Raw genomic sequence first — 19,315 nt, 5'->3', positions numbered from 1 at the left:
CAAATACCCCGCCCGTCAGGCGGGGTATTTTTATCCGGCCAGGGGACGGGAGCCCAACGGCGAAAGCCTTGCGGCCGGCGAACGCAGTCGCGACCAGGTTTCAAAGCCGTAGATGGCGAGCCCGAGCGCAATGAAAAACTCCTTGTACTCGGTCGGGTCCCAAAGGCGCACGAGCGTGGAAGCCTGGAGAATGAACAGCTCCTGGATCGCGACGATCAGAATGGCGCCTGCCGTCAGCACGATGAACTCGCGCCAGTGCCCTGCCCTCAGCGCGATATCGGCAACCATCAGCAGTATGATCACGGTCATCATCACCATCATCTGCGTCGGCAACATGCTCCAGTTGTCGCTGTTGAAGGCGGCCATCGGGGCGCTTGCCGCCAGCACCAGCACGCTCGGCGCAAAAGCATCGAGCCGACCAAGGCTGATGCTCTTGCGCAGATAGAGCCAGACGAAGGGCGCCAGCGTCAAAAGGAAGAAGCTGCCGGTGTAGTAGAGCAGTTCCGAGAAGCCGGTGGAGATGTTGTGCAGGTTCAATTCCTGCTGCTTGTTGAGCGCGAGCAGGCCCTCCGGCGTGGCGATACCGAAGACGCGCTGCATCCAGGATATCTCCTCCATGCCGACCACGAAGAAGCAAAGCGCCAGAAGCGCTGCAAAAGCCGCGGCCATCCAGGCGCGACGTCCCATTCCTGAACGGGCCACGCGCAGTTGCCCGACGGCAGCAAACGCAAAGAAACCGCTGGCGATGAAGATCAGCAGGGCAGAGGCCCATTCGACCAGGCCGTCTTCACGCGCCAGAAGGCTGAAACCGAGGGGATCGGCAACGAACACCAGCGCCATCAGCACGGCGAGCATCCAGCCGGCGACACAAAGCCCAAGCTCGCGGCCGGACGCCAGCCGCAGCTCCGGCGCGCCCAGCCAGGCGGCATCGCGGGTAAAGCCCTGAACCGCCGCGAGTGACAGGCTCAGCGCCACCCAGGCATGCCAGAGATTGTAGGGCTCGACGCCAGGAACCCGTTCCGAAAAATAGCGCAGCCCAAAAAGATTGCGCTCGATCAGAACGAGGCCGGCCATCGCCAGAACGGAGAGCAAGGAAACAGAAAGAAAGCGGCGCGGCAAAAACATCGAAAACCATCCCGGGATAACAGGGTGACGACGCTGCGCGCTATTTCCTGCCATCTGCCAAGTATCGACAAGAACGCTCAAGAATTCATGAATGACCCAAAGTACATAATTGATCACTAAAATACATATATTCGAAATCCAAAATACATGTCCGCGCGAGATTGCCGACAATCCTTGGAAAATCGCGGACGAGGGTCACGTTCACCGGCAACGGACCTTTCGACCTGAAACTTTGACTATTTTTTCCGGAACCGTTCGGGCTCCCGGGCGTTGACACCATATCACCGGCGCGGTCGACCTGGCGGCAGAAGCCAGGCCGCGCCCTGATCGAAACGTCAAGGAAAGGCAGTTTGAGATGATCAAGAAACTCGTAACAACCGTCGCAGCCGGCGCGCTCTTCGCGGGTCTTACTGTCGCCCCGGTGGCTTTCGCGCAGGACGCAACCAAGCCGATGGAACAGCCGCAGACAATGCAGCCGGCGCAGCCCGCCCCGGACGCCATGGCTCCGGCCGATCAGGCTGAAACGAAGCCGCCGATCACGGAAACCAAGACCGCTGATATGGCGCAATCGGACGCCACCTATCTGACCGAGCAGGCAAGCGACCAGATCGCAACCAGCACCTATATCGGCCAGAGCGTCTACAATGCCGGTGACGAAAGCATCGGCGAGATCAACGACCTGATCATGAAGAAGGATGGCGGCGTGGAAGCGGCCGTAATCGGTGTCGGCGGCTTCCTGGGTCTCGGCGAAAAGGACGTAGCGGTTCCGTTTGATCGCATCACGATCGCCGAGCAGCCCAACACGGACAAGCTGAAGCTGACGACCACCGAAACCGCCGATACGCTGAAGTCGGCTCCGGAGTTCAAGACGAAGGCGCAGCAGGTTGCCGAACAGAACGCCAACCAGCCGGTTGACACGTCGACGACCTCTTCGACCACGACTACTGCACCGGCGCAGCCGATGCAGCAGGGTACCGAACAGCCGCAGCAGTAACGTCGTAGCATTCCAAGCTGTTCAGTACGCCTTCCAACGGGCGGCGGTGCCAGGCACCGCCGCCTTGGCTTTGCGTCAGACGAGCACTCCGTCGCGTAGGCATCGTAAATGCCCGCGTGGATGTTGCGGCTGGCGACGTCATCGCCGATCCGGAACATGTCGAAGCGGGCATCGAGGTTTTTCTGCGGGGTGGGGTTCTCACCGCGAAGCAGCGCCTTGTAATCGACGCCCCCCAGCTTCCGAGAAAGCAGCTCGAGTTCACGACAGAGGTCGTCCATCGGCACCTCGACCACCAGTGGCGCGACACGCCCCTTGATCGTTGCCTTGTCCGAAAAATCGGAACCGAGCGTCGCAACAAGGCCATTGCACTCCCGCCGAACGGATTTCAGCCGCGTGTTGATCGTCACCCGGACATTGTGTTCGGCAAAGGCGGTCGCATAGGGCACATGGTTCATGCCCCCGACCTCGGGCGCGAACATGCGCTCGGGCGAGACGATCTGCTCGCCGCCGCCTCGCGCGATCAGCTCGGCCGCCATCATGCCGCTATAGGCGCCGTTGTCGTCATAGAGCGGCACCGGCCCCTCCGGCTTCACCGTCCCGGCGATGATATCCCAGCTCGACACGACGAGGTCGTCGGCTCAGGCGGGAAGGCTGCAGCAGCGGATCTTTCGACGATGTCGTTTCCTGTTCCTTGAAAGGCGACCGAGAATGCCGGCTTCGTCAGTACCAAGCATCCGCCATGCTCTCCTTGCGGCGCGTGACATAATCGATCAGCGCCTCGTCGCGCGCCACATCCAGCGGCGGCGCTTCATATTCGGCAAGCGTCTTCTTCCAGGCGCGGTTGGCACGCGTCGCCATGTCGGTCTCGCCCTCCTCAACCCATTTCTCGAAGGGCTCGTTGTCCGAAAGGGCCGAATCCCAGAAGGCGGTCTGGTAGTTGCGCATGGTGTGGTCGCAGCCGAGGAAATGGCTGCCGGGACCGACCTGCAGGAAGGCGTCCATGGCCAGCGTGTTGTCGTCGACGACCACGCCGGCAAGATAGGCATGCAGCGCGCCGCAGAAGTCGGTGTCCATAACGAACTTCTCGTAGGACATGGCGAGCAGCCCATCGACGAAGCCGGCGGAATGCAGGATGAAATTCGCGCCGCAATGCACCGCCGAGAGCATCGACATCGCGCCTTCCTGCATCGCCTGTGCATCCGGCAGCTTCGAATTGGAGAAATTGCCGGCACAGCGCAGCGGCAGGCCGAGCCGGCGCGCAAGCTGGCCGACGACCATGCTGCCGATCGCCGGTTCCGGCGTGCCGAAGGTGGGCGAGCCCGAGCGCAGCGACATGGACGACAGGAAATTGCCGAAAATGACCGGGGCGCCCTTGCGCTCCAGCTGGGTCAGTGCACAGCCGGCAAGCGTCTCGGCATAGGACTGGGCGATGGCGCCGGCATTGGTGACCGGCCCCATGGCGCCGCCAAGGATGAAGGGCACAATGACCGCGGCCTGGTTTGCCCGCGCATAGGCGCGTAGCGACTTCGTCATCGTCCCGTCCCAGACGAGCGGCGAATTGACGTTGACGTTGCCGAGGATGACGCAGTTGCGATCGACGAAATCGCGACCAAAGAGAATGCGCGCCATCTCGATCGAATCTTCGGCACGGTCTTCCGCCGTGATCGAACCCATGAAGGCGCGGTCGGAATATTTGATATGGCTGTAGACCATGTCGAGGTGGCGCTTGTTGACCGGCACGTCGACCGGCTCGCAGATCGTGCCGCCGGAATGGTGCAGCCAGGGGCTCGACTGCGCCAGCTTGATCAGGTTGCGGAAGTCCTCGATCGTGCCGTAGCGCCGGCCCTTGTCGAGGTCCATGACGAAGGGCGAGCCATAGGCCGGCGAGAAGACGACGTTGTTGCCGCCGATCTCGACATTGCGCGCCGGATTGCGGGCATGCTGGGTAAACTGGTGCGGCGCCGAGGCGACGATTTCCTTCAGCATGCCCGGTTCGAAGGTCACCCGGACGCCGTCGACCTTCGCGCCGGCCCTTCGCCAGTGATCGAGAGAAACCGGGTCGTCGCGAAACTCGATGCCGACTTCGGCAAGGATTCGATCGGCAATCGCTTCGATCCGAAGCAGGCTTTCCTCGCCGAGGATATCGTAGGTCGGAATGTTTCTGGTGATGTAGGGAACACCGAGGCTGCGTCCTGCGCCCTCGCGCCGGTTCGGCCGTGTGCCGCGTGTCCGTCTCGGTACCGCCGCGTCCGTTGCCAGTGCCGTATCCATGCCCATATCCTCCCATCATCTCAGATGATGCTATGGGCGAAAAACTCCACTGTAACGCTGGAAAAATTCGATCCATGCTATAAGGGTCATTTATGGAAAACCTGCGCCGCCTGCTCCCGTCCGCCACAAGCCTCATCGTGTTCGAGGCAGCCGGCCGCCACCAGAACTTCACCCGTGCTGCCAACGAGCTCGGCATGACCCAGGCTGCAGTCTCCTACGCCGTGCGCGGTCTTGAGGAACAGCTGGGCGTGCCGCTGTTTCATCGCGTGCACCGCGCGGTCGAGCTGACGGAAGCGGGCGAGAAGTTTCATGCCGACGTCTCCGTCGGCCTGTCGCGCATCCAGAAGTCGGCCGAAGACATTCGCGCCAAAGGCCGCGAGACCAACGTGACGCTCGCGGCCTCCACCGCTTTTGCCTCGATGTGGATGCTGCCGCGCCTCAACCGCATGCGCGAGGACCTGCCGGAAATCGATCTCCGGATCCAGACCAGCGTGCGCGACCTCGATCTGGAGGAAGAGCCGATCCCGCTCGGCATCCGCGGCGGCGACCCAAGCCATTGGCCGCGTTACCATGCCGCCCTGCTCGCCGACGAGGTGGTCAACGCGGTCGCCACACCCGCCTATATCGAGCGGCACGGCTTGCCGAAAACGGCCGCCGACCTGCCACGCCACAATCTCATCCACCTGGAAGAGCCGGTCCGACGCGCCTGCGACTGGACCGAGTGGTTTGCGAGCGCCGGTCTTGCCTATCCCAAACAGGCGCGCCGGCTTTCGATCAACGACTATGTCCTGGTGATCCAGGCGGTGCTATCCGGCGAAGGCGTGGCGCTCGGCTGGGAACACTTGATCTATCCGCAGATCCGCTCGGGCGCGCTGGTCCCGGTCGCCGGACACGTGCTGAAGACGGGCCTTGCCTTCTACGTCGTCTGGCCGCGATCGCGCGAACTGAATGCGCAGGCCAAAAGGGTGCGTGACTGGCTGCTGGATGAGGGGCGGCGCGACCGCGCAGCGATGTCCGGCGCCGAGGACTAACCCGGATCAGGCCTGGGCGGGAAGATCGCGGTAGCGATCGGCAAGATAGCGCATCGTCGCCACCGCATCGGCGGGCTTTCCATAGAAGTAGCCCTGCCCCAGTCCGCAGCCGAGCGCCTTCAGTTTCAGGGCTTCGGAAAAATCCTCGATGCCTTCGGCGACGACTTCGAGCTCAAGCCCCTCGCACATCGACACGATCGCCTTGATGATATGCTCCGAGGCACGATCGGCAGAAATGCGCGAGACGAAGGCCCGGTCGATCTTGACCTTGTCGAAGGAGAAGTCGCGCAGCCGGCCAAGGCTCGACTGGCCCGTGCCGAAGTCGTCGAGCGAGACGCGGACGCCGGCGGCGCGCAGTTCCGCAACGATCTTCTGGGCGATATCCGCATCGGCCATGACGGCCGTTTCGGTGATTTCCAGCTCCAGGCGCCGCGGGTCGAGGCCGATCTGGCTGATGATCGACAGCAGGCGCCGGCTGGTGGTCGGATCCGTGAGCTGCGCCGAGGAGAGATTGAAGGAGAGGAAGAGCTCCTTCGGCCAGGAAAGCGCGGCATGGGCTGCCTTGCGCAGCAGGACCTCGGCGAGCGAATCGATGAAACCACGCTCTTCGGCGAGCGGCACGAACACCGCCGGCGAGACATAGCCGAGATCGGCATCGCACCAGCGCGCCAAGGCCTCGAAGCCGACAACCGCGTCGTTGCGCAGATCGACGATCGGCTGGAAGTGCACGTCAACCTCGTTGGCGATGATGGCGTTGCGCAGCGCTTGCTCAAGCTGCGTCGCGCGCTTCATCTCCTGGGCGATCTCCTGCGAGTAGACGGTGATCTGCCCGCGGCCGCGGCGCTTCGAGCGATAAAGCGCGGTATCGGCGCTTTTCAGGAGGTCCTCGAATACCTCTCCGGCAAAGGGATAAACGGCGAAACCGAAGGAGGCGGACAGACGAACGTGACGGTCGCCGAGATCAAAGGGGGCCGACAGCACCTCCTTCAGCATCTGTCCGATCTTCTCGGCGCCCTTGCGCTCGAAGATCAGCGGCAACACGAAGGCAAATTCATCGCTGTCGAAACGGATGATCGTGGCGCCCTCGGGCGCGCAGGCCTTCAGGCGATAGGCCACCTGGCAGAGGATTTCGTCGCCCGCTTCCGGTCCGAACAGGTCATTGATCGGCTTGAAACCATCGATATTGGCAAGGCCGATGGTGAACGGGGCCGGGTCGCTGGCACGCTCCTCGGCGAGATCAAGGACACACTGGCGCAGGCAACGGGCGTTGCCGAGCCCCGTCAGTTGATCGACATCACCCCGGGCCGCAGGCGCCTCGCGGCCAACACGGTGGTAAGGAGTTTCCGCTGTCATCATCGCCGTCCCCCACTCATCTGGCAGGGATGGCGTGCGATCGAGCCCGCCGCCAGCGTGCGCCACGACGAAGACCGGCTGTGTCTTTCCGACACGACCGGGGCTTGGGCAACGAGGTGGATGCGAGGCATACGGATGGGGCTCTACACTTTAGCGGCAATTCGGGGCAGACGATCGCAATCGGCGGTTAACAATCCGATATCGTGCCGCTCCAAGATTTGCCATTGGCCTCCCCAATTCTAGCGAGTTGACACGCCTTTTACTCAACCTGCCGTTCGTACTGCCTTCACCGGCATGAATTTTCTCAACACCGCCTCGATCATATCGGGGCTCACCGGCTTCATGATGTGGTCGTCCATGCCGCATGCCTTGCATTGCTGCAGGTCGATATCCAAGGCCTGGGCGGTAACCCCGATGATCGGAGTTTTCTGTGCGCGTCCCTTTTCAGCCGACCGGATTGCGACGGTTGCGTCGAAGCCGTTCATGACCGGCATCGACACATCCATCAACACAAGGGCCGGTTGCAGTTCGTGCCAGAGTTCGACGGCCTCGCGACCGTTGGCGGCGATCCGATGCGAAACGCCGAGCCCCTCGAGGATCTGGGTGAAGACGAACTGGTTGATCTGATTGTCCTCGGCAACGAGCACGTCGACCTGCGGAGCCGGCGGCGGCGGCGCGATCTCTTCGGCCTCGAACGACAGCGACCATTCCGGTTGCAGCGCGGCACCCGCGCGCTCGGAACAAACACGGAAGACTTCCGCAAGCACCGCCGCCCCGTCCTGATCGGCGGACACCGGGAGGATCGGGCTGTCGCGCCAGCCGGCAGCTATCTTCTGCCGCTCGGGGAAAGCCGCGTCGAGCAGCAGGATGTCGAGTTTCAGCCCCGCCTCGTCGACAGCAGCGCAGAAGGCGTGCAATTCGTCGACATCGCGAACGGCGCAGGCGTCGAGCCCGGAGCCGCGCAGCCGGGCGACAAGCCGCTCCTCCAGCGCTCGGTCGTCGGTCGCCAGAAGCACCCGCAGGCCGCGCGCCGGCAAGGTCTCGATCATCGACCCCGCCTCGACGAGCTGCTGGACATTCAGCGCCCGGAAAGGATCGTAGAAATTCTGCGCCGCGGCAAAAATGCTGTAGTCGCGGATCTGCAGGGTGACCTCGCCCGAGGGCTCCTCGCCGCCCGGATACCAGACGGCAATATCGGTCACGTCGTTCATGCAGGTGACGACGAAATGGCGGCCGGGCATGCCGACGCGGTACTTGCGGGTCAGCACCCAGAGGTCGCTGCCGTCGGCACGCACGATGTGCTCGGCCTGCGAAAACGGCTTGCCGGTTTCAAGCACCATGCGATCGGACTGTTCGAAGCGCTCCGCCAGGTCGCTCTCGACCAGGTCCCAGGCTGAGCGGCCGAGGATGGCGTCCTGCGCCAGGTCATGGATCAGGCAGAAGGCCTTGTTGACTGCGATGTAATTGAGATTGCGATCCTTGACGCAGATGGGATTGGGCTGCGCGTCGAGGATCTGCTCGGTCAGCTCCACCCGCTCCAGGTCGGTCTGAAGCTGTTCGTCGCGCTTCTTCTGGTCAGAGACGTCGCTGATCGACAGGATGCCCATGCCGCTCGACAGGCGGCGCTTGCGCATCGAAACCCAGCGGGTGCGGCCGGCGCGCTCTACGCTCTCGTAGCGCTCGCGCCAATGCAGCGCCATGTGCTCGGCAATCCATTCCTCGCGGTTGGTGCGTCGGCGGCTGTTTTCCGGGACGGTGCCCGGACGGACACCGGTGTCATAGACGGCACCGAGGAAATCCCTGAGCCGCGCGCCCGGCATCAGGGCTTCCGCCGGGACCGGGAAAAATTGCAGCATCGTGCGGCTGGCAAAGAGAATGGTATCGTCCCGGCTGCAGACAAGCACAGCGATGCCGAGTGCGTCGCAACTCGACTCAAGAATGACCCTGTTGATGTCCGCGCCGTTCGGCGCCCCATCGCTCATCGCACTGTCCTCACTCGCCTACCGCATGTGTCCCTGGATCGTCAGATCAGGGGGAACAGGCGGCCATCCAAAGTGCCACAACGGCCTGCCGCGTCTTCATAATGACGCGCGGCGCTGCAACGGCGGTTTCATTTCGGGACATGCTGGGGTGGCCTTGGCAGGCGTCTCTTCGAGCGGCGGGAGTGCGGCGTCCAGCTACGCCGCAAGGCTCAAAAGACAAAACCCGTGATCATTCAGGTTGTTGTGGAAAATCGCAGCAGAGTGTTAAGGGCCGATTAAACCCTCGATCATTTTTCAAGGGTGTCGGCACCAAGCGCTCGCGACCGGGGACGAGATACCGTCCCCTCTTCCGTTTCCGCGGCGAATCCCGGAAAATGGGCCATGGCCATCAAGCAGCTTTCAGAAACCCTCATCAACCAAATCGCCGCCGGCGAAGTGATCGAACGTCCGGCCAGCGCCGCCAAGGAGCTGATCGAGAATGCGCTCGACGCCGGCGCGACCCGCATCGAGATCGCGACCGCCGGCGGCGGCAAGACGCTGCTGCGGGTCACCGACAACGGCTCGGGCATGGCACCTGGCGACCTCGAACTTGCGGTCCGAAGGCACTGCACGTCGAAGCTCGACGACAGCCTCTTCGACATCCGCACCCTCGGCTTTCGCGGCGAGGCCCTGCCTTCGATCGGCTCGGTCGCCCGGCTGTCGATCACGACGCGCACGGCCGGCGCCAGCGAAGGCGCGGTCATTGCGGTTACCGGCGGCAAAACCGAGGCGGTCCGCCCGTCGCCCGCCAATACCGGCACCGTCGTCGAAGTGCGCGATCTGTTCTTCGCCACCCCGGCCCGACTGAAGTTCATGAAGACCGAGAAGGCGGAAGCGGCGGCCATTTCGGAAGTGGTGCGCCGCATGGCGATCGCGTTTCCGGCGGTCCGTTTCGTGCTCTCCGGCAGCGACCGCTCGACACTCGAATTCCCGGCAACCGGCGACGACCGGCTGGCGCGCATGGCGCAAGTGCTCGGCAAGGATTTTCGCGACAATGCGATCGAGATCGATGCGGCGCGGGAAGACGTCGAACTGACCGGCTTTGCCGGCGTGCCGACTTACAATCGCGGCAACTCGCTGCAGCAATATGTCTTCGTCAATGGCCGCCCGGTGCAGGACAAGTTGCTGCTGTCAGCGATCCGTGCCGCCTATTCCGAGACGATCCCGAGCGGCCGCTATCCGGTCGCCGTGCTGTCGATCACGCTCGACCCGGCGCTCGTCGACGTCAACGTGCATCCCGCAAAGTCCGACGTGCGCTTCCGCGACCCCGGCCTGATCCGCGGGCTGATCATCGGCGCGATCCGTCAGGCGCTGACGCGCGACGGCGACCGCGCCGCAACGACGGGCGCCCGCGGCATGATGCAGGCGTTCCGCTCCGGCGATTACCGCCCGCAGCCCTGGAGCGCCGAGACGTCGCCTTCCCGGCCGACACAATTCGACGCGATGCTGCGCCACCTCGGCGAGCAGCCGCAGGCAAGCTTTGCGGCATTTTCCGCCCCTTCCGCGCGTGTCGCCACCCCGTTCGAGCGAGAAATGCCCGTGCCGGCGCCGGAGGCCCCGCAACCGCCGCCGCCGCAATCGTTCCCGCTCGGCGCCGTGCGCGCCCAACTGCACGAAAACTACATCGTCGCCCAGACCGATGACGGCCTCGTCATCGTCGACCAGCATGCCGCGCACGAGCGGCTGGTGTTCGAGGCGATGCGTACGGCGCTGCATTCGCGACCGGTCGCCGCCCAGGCGCTGCTGATCCCGGAGATCGTCGACCTGCCCGAAGACGATTGCGACCGGTTGATGGCCCATGCGGAGGAGTTCTCCCGCCTGGGTCTCGCGATCGAGCGCTTCGGACCGGGCGCGATTGCGGTGCGCGAAACGCCGGCCATGCTCGGCGAAATGGATGCCGTCGGTCTCGTGCGCCAGCTCGCCGACGAGCTTGCCGAATGGGATACGGCAAGCGGGCTGACGAGCCGGCTCGAATATCTCGCCGCGACCATGGCCTGCCACGGATCGGTGCGCTCGGGACGGCGCATGCGCACCGAGGAGATGAACGCGCTTTTGAGGCAAATGGAGGCGACGCCCGGCTCGGGCCAGTGCAATCACGGCCGGCCGACCTATATCGAACTCAAGCTCTCCGATATCGAACGGCTGTTCGGCCGGAGCTGATCTTCACGCCTGGCGAAATGCGACTGGCATTTTTCCGGACGGCGAGCTAGACCAGAGAACCAATAACGAAGACGGAAACAGGCGCCGAGCATGATGAACCGGTTTGAAGGAAGCGCTTCGCGCGAAGCGAAGATCCGTTATCTCGACGGCGACTTTCAGATCGTGCTTGCGGGTTCGCACGTGGTCTGCGCGATGACCGGCAAGATCATCCCCGTCGACGAACTGCGTTACTGGAGCGTCGCCCGGCAGGAGCCCTATGTCGACGCGGAAGCCTCGCTCGAGGCGGAAAAGCGCGCAGGCGCGCTGCCCAACCAGCGCCGCTAATCAAGCCCGGACACCAACGACGGCACTCCGGCGCCACGACCCACAGGGCGCCGTTACTTAGCCGCGCCTTCGCGCAGCTTGCGGGCACGCGCCGCGGCAAGCGCCGTCTCGATGATCTTTTTCGGCGCCATCGGGTCGTCGAAGCGCACATCGATCTCGATCACCCTGCTCGCTGCGGCGAGTTCGGCGGCGCGGCCGTGGCCGGGCTCCAGGCGCACCAGATCCTTGGCCGTGGTAACGAGCTGGCAGCCGAGCGCTGCAGCCTGGTCGAGCAGATCGGCGATTTCGTCCTCGGAGAAATGGTGGTGGTCGGGAAAACTGCGGGTTTCCTCGATGACGGCGCCCGTCTCCCGAACGGTGCGGTAGAACTTCTCCGGATCGGCAATGCCCGCCCAGGCAAGCACCTTGACGCCATTTAGCGATCCGTCGTCGCGCCTTATGACGTCGGCTTCGTAGATCTGCTTGCCGGCGCGGGCGGCGCGACGGATCAGGGCGTCGGCCTCGATGCCGTCACCGATCTTGAGCAGGGCCGTGGCGTGGCGGAGCTGGTTCGACAGTGGCGCCCGCACCGGGCCCGCCGGCACCAGATAGCCGTTGCCGATGCCGCGGCGGGAATCGATCACCAAAAGCGCGAAGTCGAAGGCCAGCCGCGCGCTCTGGAAACCGTCGTCCATGATGATGATGTCGACGCCTTCCTTCACCAGCCGGCGAGCCCCATCGACGCGGCGGCGGCAGACGACGGTCAAGGCCTCCTTCGCCAACAGCAATGGTTCGTCGCCGACGTCGCGGGCGCGGTGATGTTCCAGATCGACGACGGTCGTCACGTCGAGCGAGCCGCCATAACCGCGGCTGAGGAAGCCGGGCTTCAGCCCCTTTTCGCGGATGACGCGCGCAAGCGCGATGGAGGTCGGCGTCTTGCCGGCGCCGCCGACGGTGAAATTGCCGATGCAGATGACCGGGACCGGCACGGAGGCGCGCTGCGCGCGATCCATGCGCATGCCGGCAATCCGTCCGTAAACCCATGAGAACGGCCACAACGCGCGCGCACGCCAATCCGCCTTGGTCCACCAGAATGGCGGCGCTTCCGATACCATCTTCGTTCCGTGGCCTCCCGGCCGCTCAGGTCCTTCCGTTTCCGGGAGGGACGGTTTGTTCGCCGGTCGAAACCGGCGGATTGCGACAAAAAACGTCAGAACGGGAAAAAACGCAAGCTATGGAGACCAATACGGCCACGGCAGGGGCGCTGAACCGGGCCGATCACGATGCAAAACTGAAGGCAATCGCGGCAAGTGCTGCCGCAACTCGATCTAGAGGACAGCTTCGAGTTCGGTGATATCCGAGAGGCAATGGTCGGAAGCCGCCGCAAGCGACTGGCGCGAGCCGGTACCCGTCAGGACGGCGACCGTCATGCCGACGCCGGCGCTGCGGCCCATGTGCATGTCGTGATTGTTGTCACCGACGACGACGACCTGCTGCGGCTCAAGGCCGGTCGCAGCACAAAAGCCAAGCACCATGCCCGGCTCCGGCTTGACGCCGTAGCCGCTGTCGTAGCCCGCCACATAGTGCAGGTAATCCTCGAAGCCGAAGCGCTTTGCCGTTTCGCGGATCGAACGCTCGTTGTCGCTCGAGGCGACACCGAGGCGGTAGCCCTTGGCGTGCAGCCCGGCGAAGAAAGCGCCGAGATCGGTCACCGGCACGGCATATTCAGCCGAGCGCGCAAACAGGCCGTCAAGCAGGGTCGTCAGTTCGGCAACCGTGAAGGGCGCGCCCGCGCCGACGAAGCCGGTCGCGATCTCGACCGTGTTGCCTGCGGCAAGCAGGCTGTCGGGCAGCACGTGGCCGGTGTCGGCGTCCATGCCGCCGGCTGCAAGCAGCGTGCGGGCCAGAGCCTCATCACCCTTTGCCGCGATCCGCGCCAGTTCGTAGTTCACCGGTACCCAGCTCTTTGCGTAGTCGAGCAGGGTTCCATCCTTGTCGAACAGGATGCCGGCTATGGCTTTGGCTGCGGTCATGACGAGGCTTCGTCTCCTGCTGGATCAGTTGTCGGTCGGCGGGTTGAGACGCGCCTTGACGATGAGCGGATTGATATAGGGCTCAAGTCCCTTCATCGTCGCCGACAGGGCGCCGCGCATCTCTTGCACGGTTTCGAGGCCGGCATCGATCATCGAGCGACGCATGTCGTCGTTGGCGAGCAGATAGTTGACGCCCTTGGCCAGCATCTCGACATCGCGCACGATCTTGGCGCTGCCGTTCTTGGCCAGCGTCTGGTAGGTCTCGCGAAAATTCTGGACGTTGCCGCCTGACAGGATGGCACAGCCGAGCATGGCCGGCTCCAGCGGGTTCTGACCGCCTTCGGCAAACAGCGAACGGCCGACGAAGGCAACCTCCGTCAGGCGGAGATAGAGACCCATTTCGCCGATCGTGTCGCCAAGGAAGATATCGACGTCCGGCGTCAGCGCGTCGCGGCGCGTGCGCCGGGCGACCTTCAGCCCCTTGGCCGTCAGCGCCGCCTCGATGGCGTCGCTGCGATCGGGATGGCGCGGAACGATGATCGTTAGAAGGCCGGTTCGCTCCTTGAGCGCACGGTGCACGACACCGGCGGCCGCCTCCTCGCCGTCGAAGGTCGAGATCGCCGCCCAGGTCTTGCGCGTGCCGATCTGCTGGCGATACTCCTTCAGCGCCTGCGGATCGTGTGGCGGCGCGTCGGTGTCGACCTTGAGATTGCCCGACACCATGACCGGCAGCGCACCGAGCGTGCGGAAGCGCTCCGCATCGACATCGGACTGGGCAATGACGAGCGCGAGATTCTCGAACAGCGCATCGGCGAGCGCCGGCCGACGCTTCCAGCGCGCGAAGGTCCGGTCGGACATACGCCCATTGACCAGAACCTGCGGGATATGGCGGCGGCCGAGTTCCAGGATGGTCATCGGCCAGATCTCGGATTCGGCGATGATCGCCAGATCCGGCTCCCAGTAGTTGAGAAAACGGCTGACGGCCGGCTTGAAATCGAGCGGGACATACTGGTGGATCACCGTCGACCCCAGGCGCTCGGCCACGACACGCGCCGAGGTCATCGTCCCGGTCGTCAGCACGACGTGGATGCCGCGCCGCCTAATTTCCTTGATCATCGGGATGACGGCGTTGGTTTCGCCGACGCTTGCCGCGTGGAACCAGACGAGGGGGCCCTGCGGCCGCGGCTCGCTGGCATGGCCGTAGCGCTCACGGCGGCGCGCCGGATCCTCCTTGCCCTTCGCCGCGCGAATGGCAAGGTAGGACCAGACGAGAGGATAGATGGCCGAGCCGATCCAGCGGTAGCTGGACAGCGCCAGGCGCGCGCGAAAGCTGCTCATGACAGGCCACCTTCCCCGGCCGTTCCGGCCCGGAGAGACTTAAGGGCGACTGGCATGCGGGTAAACACCGCGCATCCCGACCTCATCGGCATCAGCCGTTTTCCGGGTCGAGCAGACGGTGCATGTGGACGATGAAGTAACGCATGTGAGCGTTGTCGACGGTCATCTGCGCCTTGGATTTCCAAGCAGTCAGGGCGCTTTCGTAGTCCGGGTAGATGCCGACGATATCGAGCTTGTCCAGGTCGCGGAAATGTACGTCAGTCAGCGTGGTGAGTTCGCCGCCGAAGACGAGGTGCAGACGTTGTTTTTTCTCGGTGTCGTGAGCCATCGGACTTCCATTTATTCTTGTTGGGTGTGGGCGTTGATTTGAGGCATTCAGCCTCAAAGGTCAATGGGGCTCCATGGACCGCGATGCGGCGATCAGGCCCGGCAAGAGCGGCTTTGCCGCCGCGCAGAGAACCCCGTGAACGACAGTGGATCGATTGTATGAGAGCGGCTGCGCATCGAGATCGGCCAGCGCGCCGCCGGCGCTCGCTAGAATGAGATCTGCTGCAGCCAGGTCCCAGTCGTGGGAGTTCTTCTTCACCAGCGTGCCGTCGATCCGCCCGTCGGCAACCATGGCCAGCCGATAGGCAAGCGACGGCACATGCGGGATACGGGTAACGGCGCTGCGATAGGGCGCCGGAAGCTTGCCGATCGTGTCCTCGGCAGCCGCCAGATGCAGTGTTTCCCCGGGTTTTGCCTCGCGCACCGAGATTTGGGCACCGTTTTTCAGCGCACTGCCGCCTGCGACCGCCTCGAAGAGTTCATCGAGCGCCGGGGCATAGAGCACGCCGGCAACGGGCTGGCCGCGATGCACGACGGCGACGCTGACGCACCAGAGTTCCTTGCCGGCGATGAAAGCCCGCGTGCCGTCGATCGGATCGACGACGAAGACCGTTTCGCGCGACAGCCGGCTCAGATCGTCGTCCGTCTCCTCCGACAGCCAGCCGTAATCGGGCCGGGCCGCAAGCAAGCGCGTCTTCAGCACATCGTTTGCGGCAAGATCCGCCTCGCTTACCGGCGAGCGGCCTTCGTTCTTCCAGCGGACGTCGGGCGCCTTGCGGAAATAGCCGAGCGCGGTTTCGCCGGCGACAACCGCCGCGGCACGGATCACGTCGAGATCCGGCTTCCAGTCCGCGCCCGGTGGTGCTGTGTCAGACATTCAAAACCCCGTCAGCCCGCCTCTCCCTTGTCCGGAAGGCGGGATCGGCGCGGGCTTCCCGCGCCTGCTTTTCCAGCGGCCTTGTCAGAGGCCGGCGAGCGTCATGCCCTCGATGGCGAGCGTCGGCGCCGCGACGCCGAACTTGCGGTCGATGTCGTCTGCCGGCGTCAGCGCCATGAACATGTCTTTGAGATTGGACGCGATCGTGACTTCAGAGACGGCAAAGGTCAGCTCGCCGTTCTCGATCCAGAAGCCGGAGGCGCCGCGGCTGTATTCGCCGGTCACCATATTGACGCCCTGGCCGATCAGTTCGGTGACGTAGAAGCCGGTGCCAACCCCGCGGATGAGATCGTCCCGCGAGATCGATCCCGGCTCGAGCGCCAGATTGGTCGAGGACGGATTGACCGTCGGACCGCCGCGCACGCCGCGGCCGTTGGTCTGAAGCCCGAGTTCGAGCGCTGCCGATGTGGACAGGAACCAGTGGTTCAGCACACCATCTTCGACCATCGCCAGTTTCTCGCCGCTGACCCCTTCGCCGTCAAAGGGACGCGAAGAGGAGCCACGCACGATCAGCGGGTCGTCGGTCACGGAAAGACCCGACTTCAGGATCTGCTTGCCCATCATGTCGCGCAGGAAACTCGTCTTGCGGGCGACAGCCGCGCCATTGATTGCGCCGGCCAGATGGCCGACGAAGCCGCGGGCTATGCGTGGATCGAAGACGACGGTGACATTCTTGGCGGTCGGCACCTGGCGCGGATTGATGCGGGCGACCGCGCGCTCGCCGGCCAGGCGGCCGATTTCGTCGGCGTCGCGCAGGTCGGCAAAGAAGAGGCGGCTATCATAATCGTAGTCGCGCTCCATCTTGGTGCCCTCGCCGGCAATCGCGCTGACGGAGCGGCCAAAGCGGGTGGCCATGTAGGAGCCGGAAAAGCCATGCGAGGTGACAAGTACCAGCCCGCCCATGCCGGCCGATGCCCCAGCGCCGCTGGAATTGGTAACGCCCGAGACCGCGAGTGCCGCCTCTTCGGCGGCAAGCGCTGCCTCGGTCAGGGTTTCAGTGGAAACCGCCGTGGCGTCGAAAAGGTCGAGGTCCGGATAGGACTTCGCCAGCCGGTCGGCGTCCGCCAGCGCGGCGAAGGGATCCTCCGGCGAAGCCTTGGCCATGGCAACCGCGCGCTCCGCGAGCAGCTTCAGGTCAAAACCCGGATTGGCCGAAACGCTGGCGACACGCCGTCCGACAAAAACACGGAGCGAAAAGTCGTCACTTTCGGAGGCTTCCGTCGCTTCGACCTTGCCGAGGCGGACGGAGACGGAGCGGGAGCGCCCGCGCACCACCACCGCGTCCGCCGCATCGGCGCCGGCCTTGCGGGCGAGGTCCACGAGTTCGGATGCGCGTTTTTCGAGGTCGGCAGAATCGATCGTGTCTGACATGGTGTGGCCTTTCATTCCTGCCCCATTTATTGTGCGGCGAAGCAGGCATCAAGGGCATCGACCCGATTCCCGCTCAAACACCGCAAATGAAGCGCTCTCGAATGCTCCGCTTGGGGGCCGGGTTCAGCAACAGTGAAAGCCTGAGGCATGGCAACGACACCGATCATCTATTCCCAGGCCCTGATGCTGCTCGGTGGCGCAGTGATCGCCGCTCCCATCTTCAAGCGGCTCGGGCTCGGCACGATCCTCGGCTACCTTTCGGCCGGCGTGCTGATCGGACCTGTCGCCCAAAGCATCACCGAAGGCGAGCAGATCCTGCACGTCTCGGAACTCGGCGTCGTCTTCCTGCTCTTCATCATCGGGCTCGAACTCAAGCCTTCGCGCCTCTGGCAGATGCGGCGCGACATCTTCGGCCTCGGCACGGCGCAGGTGCTGCTGACAGGCATCCTGCTTTCCTACGCCATCTATGCCCTCGGCCTCCTCGATCATGGCGGCAGCATCATCGCCGGCTTCGGACTGTCCCTCTCGTCGACGGCATTCGCCATGCAGATCCTCGACGAGGGCAACGACCGCAACACGCGCTACGGGCAACGCGCCTTCTCGATCCTGCTGCTGCAGGATCTCGCGATCGTGCCGCTTCTGGCGCTGATCCCGCTGCTGGCGGCACAGGCGCCCGAGGACACCACGCCGCCGCTCGAGGATTTCGCCATCGCCACCACTGCGATCGTCGTGCTCTTCGCTGCCGGGCGCTACCTTGTGAACCCGCTGTTCCAGCTCATCGCTCGCACCGGCGCACGCGATGTCATGATCGCCGCCGCACTGCTTGTGGTCATGGGGGCGGCGACCATGATGCAGCTCGCCGGATTGTCGATGGCCATGGGTGCCTTCCTTGCAGGCGTGTTGCTGGCCGAGTCCTCCTACCGCCATGAACTCGAGGCGGATATCGAGCCGTTTCGCGGTATCCTGCAGGCGCTGTTCTTCATGGCGGTCGGCCTGTCGCTAGAGCTCGGCGTCATCGTCGAGCGCTACCAGCTGATCATCATCGCCGTGCCGCTGCTGATGGCACTGAAGAGCCTGGTTCTCTATTGGCTCTGCCGCTTCACCGGATCACATCACAATGACGCCGTGCGCATCAGCCTGCTCTTGCCGCAGGGCGGCGAGTTCGGCTTCGTGCTGTTCACGGCGGCGGCAAGCGCCGGCGTCTTCTCGGACGGCAACGCCTCGCTGCTGGTCGCGATCGTGACCCTGTCGATGGCGCTGACGCCCCTTGCCTCAATGCTCGCGCCGAAATTGATGCGCGAGCAGGACGAGATGGACGAAGAGATCGAAGAAGACTTCGACGGCGCCAATGCCGATGTGCTGATGATCGGCTTCTCCCGCTTCGGCCAGATCGCCGCCCAGATCCTGCTTGCCGGCGGTCGCGATGTGACGATCATCGATCATTCCGCCGCGCGCGTGCGCCAGGCCGCGACCTTCGGCTTCCGGATTTACTTCGGCGACGGCAACCGTCTCGACGTGCTGCGCGCCGCGGGCATCGAACGGGCCAAGATCGTCGCCGTCTGCACCCAGAAGAAGGAAACGACCGACCACATCATCGATCTCGTGCAATCCGAATATCCGAATGCCCGCATCTACGCCCGCTCCTACGATCGTCTGCACACGCTGGAACTGCGCGCCAAGGGTGTCGACTACGAACTGCGCGAGACCTTCGAGTCCGGCCTGCTCTTCGGCCGCAAGACACTGGAGGCACTGGGGGTCGGCGACGACGAGGCGATCGCGATCATGGACGACATCCGCAAGCGCGACGAGGCGCGCCTCGTGCTACAGGAGGCCGAGGGCATCACCGCCGGCCGCGACATGCTGCACTCGCGGCCTGTGCGTCCGGAGCCGCTGGTCAAGCCGAAGCGCGAGGTCGACCATTCGCAAGAGACTGGCGAACGGATCCTCCCGGGCCTTCCCGCGGACGAGCGCGAAAGCGCCTAACCGCTCACGCTGCGACGGCACGCGCCGTCATTGCCAAGGTTGTTCAGGCCCCAAGCTTCAAACACCAA

16 protein-coding genes are annotated in these 19,315 nt (G+C 64.2%); 6 read left to right on the top strand and 10 right to left on the bottom strand.

Features of this window, described 5'->3' with window-relative positions:
• Window positions 1-30: 30 nt before the first annotated feature.
• Window positions 31-1,125, bottom strand: a complete 1,095-nt coding sequence (locus FA04_RS02240) for a hypothetical protein (protein WP_051659570.1) — start codon at window positions 1,123-1,125, stop codon at window positions 31-33.
• Window positions 1,126-1,480: 355 nt separating this feature from the next.
• On the opposite strand from FA04_RS02240, the gene FA04_RS02235 reads away from it, so the two are divergent.
• Both FA04_RS02235 and FA04_RS34965 read left to right on the top strand, forming a co-directional pair.
• Window positions 1,481-2,119 (top strand): PRC-barrel domain-containing protein, encoded by a 639-nt coding sequence (locus FA04_RS02235; RefSeq protein ID WP_034801021.1) that lies wholly within the window; start codon window positions 1,481-1,483, stop codon window positions 2,117-2,119.
• A gap of 116 nt (window positions 2,120-2,235) precedes the next feature.
• A complete protein-coding gene (locus FA04_RS34965) occupies window positions 2,236-2,814 on the top strand; it encodes a hypothetical protein (protein ID WP_034801020.1) in 579 nt (192 codons plus the stop codon).
• A 25-nt stretch (window positions 2,815-2,839) separates the two neighbouring features.
• On the opposite strand, the gene FA04_RS02225 is transcribed toward FA04_RS34965, so the two are convergent.
• Window positions 2,840-4,390 (bottom strand): trimethylamine methyltransferase family protein, encoded by a 1,551-nt coding sequence (locus tag FA04_RS02225; protein ID WP_034801018.1) that lies wholly within the window; start codon window positions 4,388-4,390, stop codon window positions 2,840-2,842.
• A 92-nt stretch (window positions 4,391-4,482) separates the two neighbouring features.
• Between FA04_RS02225 and FA04_RS02220 the strand changes: the two genes are divergently transcribed.
• The gene (locus FA04_RS02220) at window positions 4,483-5,421 is read left to right on the top strand and encodes a LysR substrate-binding domain-containing protein (protein ID WP_034801015.1); all 939 of its coding nucleotides are present in this window, start codon (window positions 4,483-4,485) and stop codon (window positions 5,419-5,421) included.
• 6 nt (window positions 5,422-5,427) lie between these two features.
• Here FA04_RS02220 and FA04_RS02215 read toward each other — a convergent pair whose 3' ends face one another.
• Window positions 5,428-6,774 (bottom strand): putative bifunctional diguanylate cyclase/phosphodiesterase, encoded by a 1,347-nt coding sequence (locus FA04_RS02215; protein WP_051659581.1) that lies wholly within the window; start codon window positions 6,772-6,774, stop codon window positions 5,428-5,430.
• A 263-nt stretch (window positions 6,775-7,037) separates the two neighbouring features.
• Window positions 7,038-8,756, bottom strand: coding sequence for a response regulator (locus FA04_RS02210; protein ID WP_034801011.1), 1,719 nt, complete (start codon window positions 8,754-8,756; stop codon window positions 7,038-7,040).
• Window positions 8,757-9,137: 381 nt separating this feature from the next.
• On the opposite strand from FA04_RS02210, the gene mutL reads away from it, so the two are divergent.
• Both mutL and FA04_RS02200 read left to right on the top strand, forming a co-directional pair.
• A complete protein-coding gene (gene mutL, locus FA04_RS02205) occupies window positions 9,138-10,955 on the top strand; it encodes a DNA mismatch repair endonuclease MutL (protein WP_034801009.1) in 1,818 nt (605 codons plus the stop codon).
• Between the two features lie 90 nt (window positions 10,956-11,045).
• The gene (locus FA04_RS02200) at window positions 11,046-11,279 is read left to right on the top strand and encodes a DUF2093 domain-containing protein (protein ID WP_034801006.1); all 234 of its coding nucleotides are present in this window, start codon (window positions 11,046-11,048) and stop codon (window positions 11,277-11,279) included.
• 53 nt (window positions 11,280-11,332) lie between these two features.
• Here FA04_RS02200 and lpxK read toward each other — a convergent pair whose 3' ends face one another.
• The 6 genes from lpxK to FA04_RS02170 all read right to left on the bottom strand — a co-directional run bounded on the left by lpxK (window position 11,333) and on the right by FA04_RS02170 (window position 17,264).
• Window positions 11,333-12,373: a tetraacyldisaccharide 4'-kinase gene (gene lpxK, locus FA04_RS02195; protein WP_034801004.1), complete on the bottom strand. Its 1,041-nt coding sequence runs from the start codon at window positions 12,371-12,373 to the stop codon at window positions 11,333-11,335.
• A gap of 213 nt (window positions 12,374-12,586) precedes the next feature.
• Window positions 12,587-13,291 (bottom strand): HAD family hydrolase, encoded by a 705-nt coding sequence (locus FA04_RS02190; RefSeq protein ID WP_034801001.1) that lies wholly within the window; start codon window positions 13,289-13,291, stop codon window positions 12,587-12,589.
• Window positions 13,292-13,315: 24 nt separating this feature from the next.
• Window positions 13,316-14,629 carry a lipid IV(A) 3-deoxy-D-manno-octulosonic acid transferase gene (gene waaA / locus FA04_RS02185; protein WP_034800999.1) on the bottom strand — a complete coding sequence of 438 codons (1,314 nt, stop codon included), beginning with the start codon at window positions 14,627-14,629 and terminating at the stop codon, window positions 13,316-13,318.
• A gap of 91 nt (window positions 14,630-14,720) precedes the next feature.
• Window positions 14,721-14,957, bottom strand: a complete 237-nt coding sequence (locus FA04_RS02180) for a DUF4170 domain-containing protein (protein ID WP_034800996.1) — start codon at window positions 14,955-14,957, stop codon at window positions 14,721-14,723.
• A gap of 60 nt (window positions 14,958-15,017) precedes the next feature.
• Window positions 15,018-15,833 carry a 3'(2'),5'-bisphosphate nucleotidase CysQ gene (locus tag FA04_RS02175; RefSeq protein ID WP_034800994.1) on the bottom strand — a complete coding sequence of 272 codons (816 nt, stop codon included), beginning with the start codon at window positions 15,831-15,833 and terminating at the stop codon, window positions 15,018-15,020.
• Window positions 15,834-15,917: 84 nt separating this feature from the next.
• Window positions 15,918-17,264, bottom strand: a complete 1,347-nt coding sequence (locus tag FA04_RS02170) for a TldD/PmbA family protein (protein WP_034800992.1) — start codon at window positions 17,262-17,264, stop codon at window positions 15,918-15,920.
• 147 nt (window positions 17,265-17,411) lie between these two features.
• Between FA04_RS02170 and FA04_RS02165 the strand changes: the two genes are divergently transcribed.
• A complete protein-coding gene (locus tag FA04_RS02165; protein WP_034800989.1) occupies window positions 17,412-19,247 on the top strand; it encodes a monovalent cation:proton antiporter-2 (CPA2) family protein in 1,836 nt (611 codons plus the stop codon).
• The last annotated feature ends 68 nt before the right edge of the window (window positions 19,248-19,315 follow it).

This window comes from Ensifer adhaerens (genome assembly GCF_000697965.2).
Classification (GTDB): domain Bacteria; phylum Pseudomonadota; class Alphaproteobacteria; order Rhizobiales; family Rhizobiaceae; genus Ensifer; species Ensifer adhaerens.
Note: the sequence above shows the minus strand (reverse complement) of the source record. Positions and strands in the feature narration are given on the sequence as shown.

Excerpts from the sequence above, each read along its gene's own strand:
- FA04_RS02200 (WP_034801006.1), top strand. The coding sequence starts at position 11,046 with ATGATGAACCGGTTTGAAGGAAGCGCTTCGCGCGAAGCGAAGATCCGT.
- waaA (WP_034800999.1), bottom strand. The coding sequence starts at position 14,629 with ATGAGCAGCTTTCGCGCGCGCCTGGCGCTGTCCAGCTACCGCTGGATC.
- FA04_RS02240 (WP_051659570.1), bottom strand. The coding sequence starts at position 1,125 with ATGTTTTTGCCGCGCCGCTTTCTTTCTGTTTCCTTGCTCTCCGTTCTG.
- FA04_RS02235 (WP_034801021.1), top strand. The coding sequence starts at position 1,481 with ATGATCAAGAAACTCGTAACAACCGTCGCAGCCGGCGCGCTCTTCGCG.
- FA04_RS02165 (WP_034800989.1), top strand. The coding sequence starts at position 17,412 with ATGGCAACGACACCGATCATCTATTCCCAGGCCCTGATGCTGCTCGGT.
- FA04_RS02170 (WP_034800992.1), bottom strand. The coding sequence starts at position 17,264 with ATGTCAGACACGATCGATTCTGCCGACCTCGAAAAACGCGCATCCGAA.
- FA04_RS02190 (WP_034801001.1), bottom strand. The coding sequence starts at position 13,291 with ATGACCGCAGCCAAAGCCATAGCCGGCATCCTGTTCGACAAGGATGGA.
- FA04_RS02225 (WP_034801018.1), bottom strand. The coding sequence starts at position 4,390 with ATGGATACGGCACTGGCAACGGACGCGGCGGTACCGAGACGGACACGC.
- FA04_RS02215 (WP_051659581.1), bottom strand. The coding sequence starts at position 6,774 with ATGACAGCGGAAACTCCTTACCACCGTGTTGGCCGCGAGGCGCCTGCG.
- mutL (WP_034801009.1), top strand. The coding sequence starts at position 9,138 with ATGGCCATCAAGCAGCTTTCAGAAACCCTCATCAACCAAATCGCCGCC.
- lpxK (WP_034801004.1), bottom strand. The coding sequence starts at position 12,373 with ATGGTATCGGAAGCGCCGCCATTCTGGTGGACCAAGGCGGATTGGCGT.
- FA04_RS02175 (WP_034800994.1), bottom strand. The coding sequence starts at position 15,833 with ATGTCTGACACAGCACCACCGGGCGCGGACTGGAAGCCGGATCTCGAC.
- FA04_RS02180 (WP_034800996.1), bottom strand. The coding sequence starts at position 14,957 with ATGGCTCACGACACCGAGAAAAAACAACGTCTGCACCTCGTCTTCGGC.
- FA04_RS02210 (WP_034801011.1), bottom strand. The coding sequence starts at position 8,756 with ATGAGCGATGGGGCGCCGAACGGCGCGGACATCAACAGGGTCATTCTT.
- FA04_RS02220 (WP_034801015.1), top strand. The coding sequence starts at position 4,483 with ATGGAAAACCTGCGCCGCCTGCTCCCGTCCGCCACAAGCCTCATCGTG.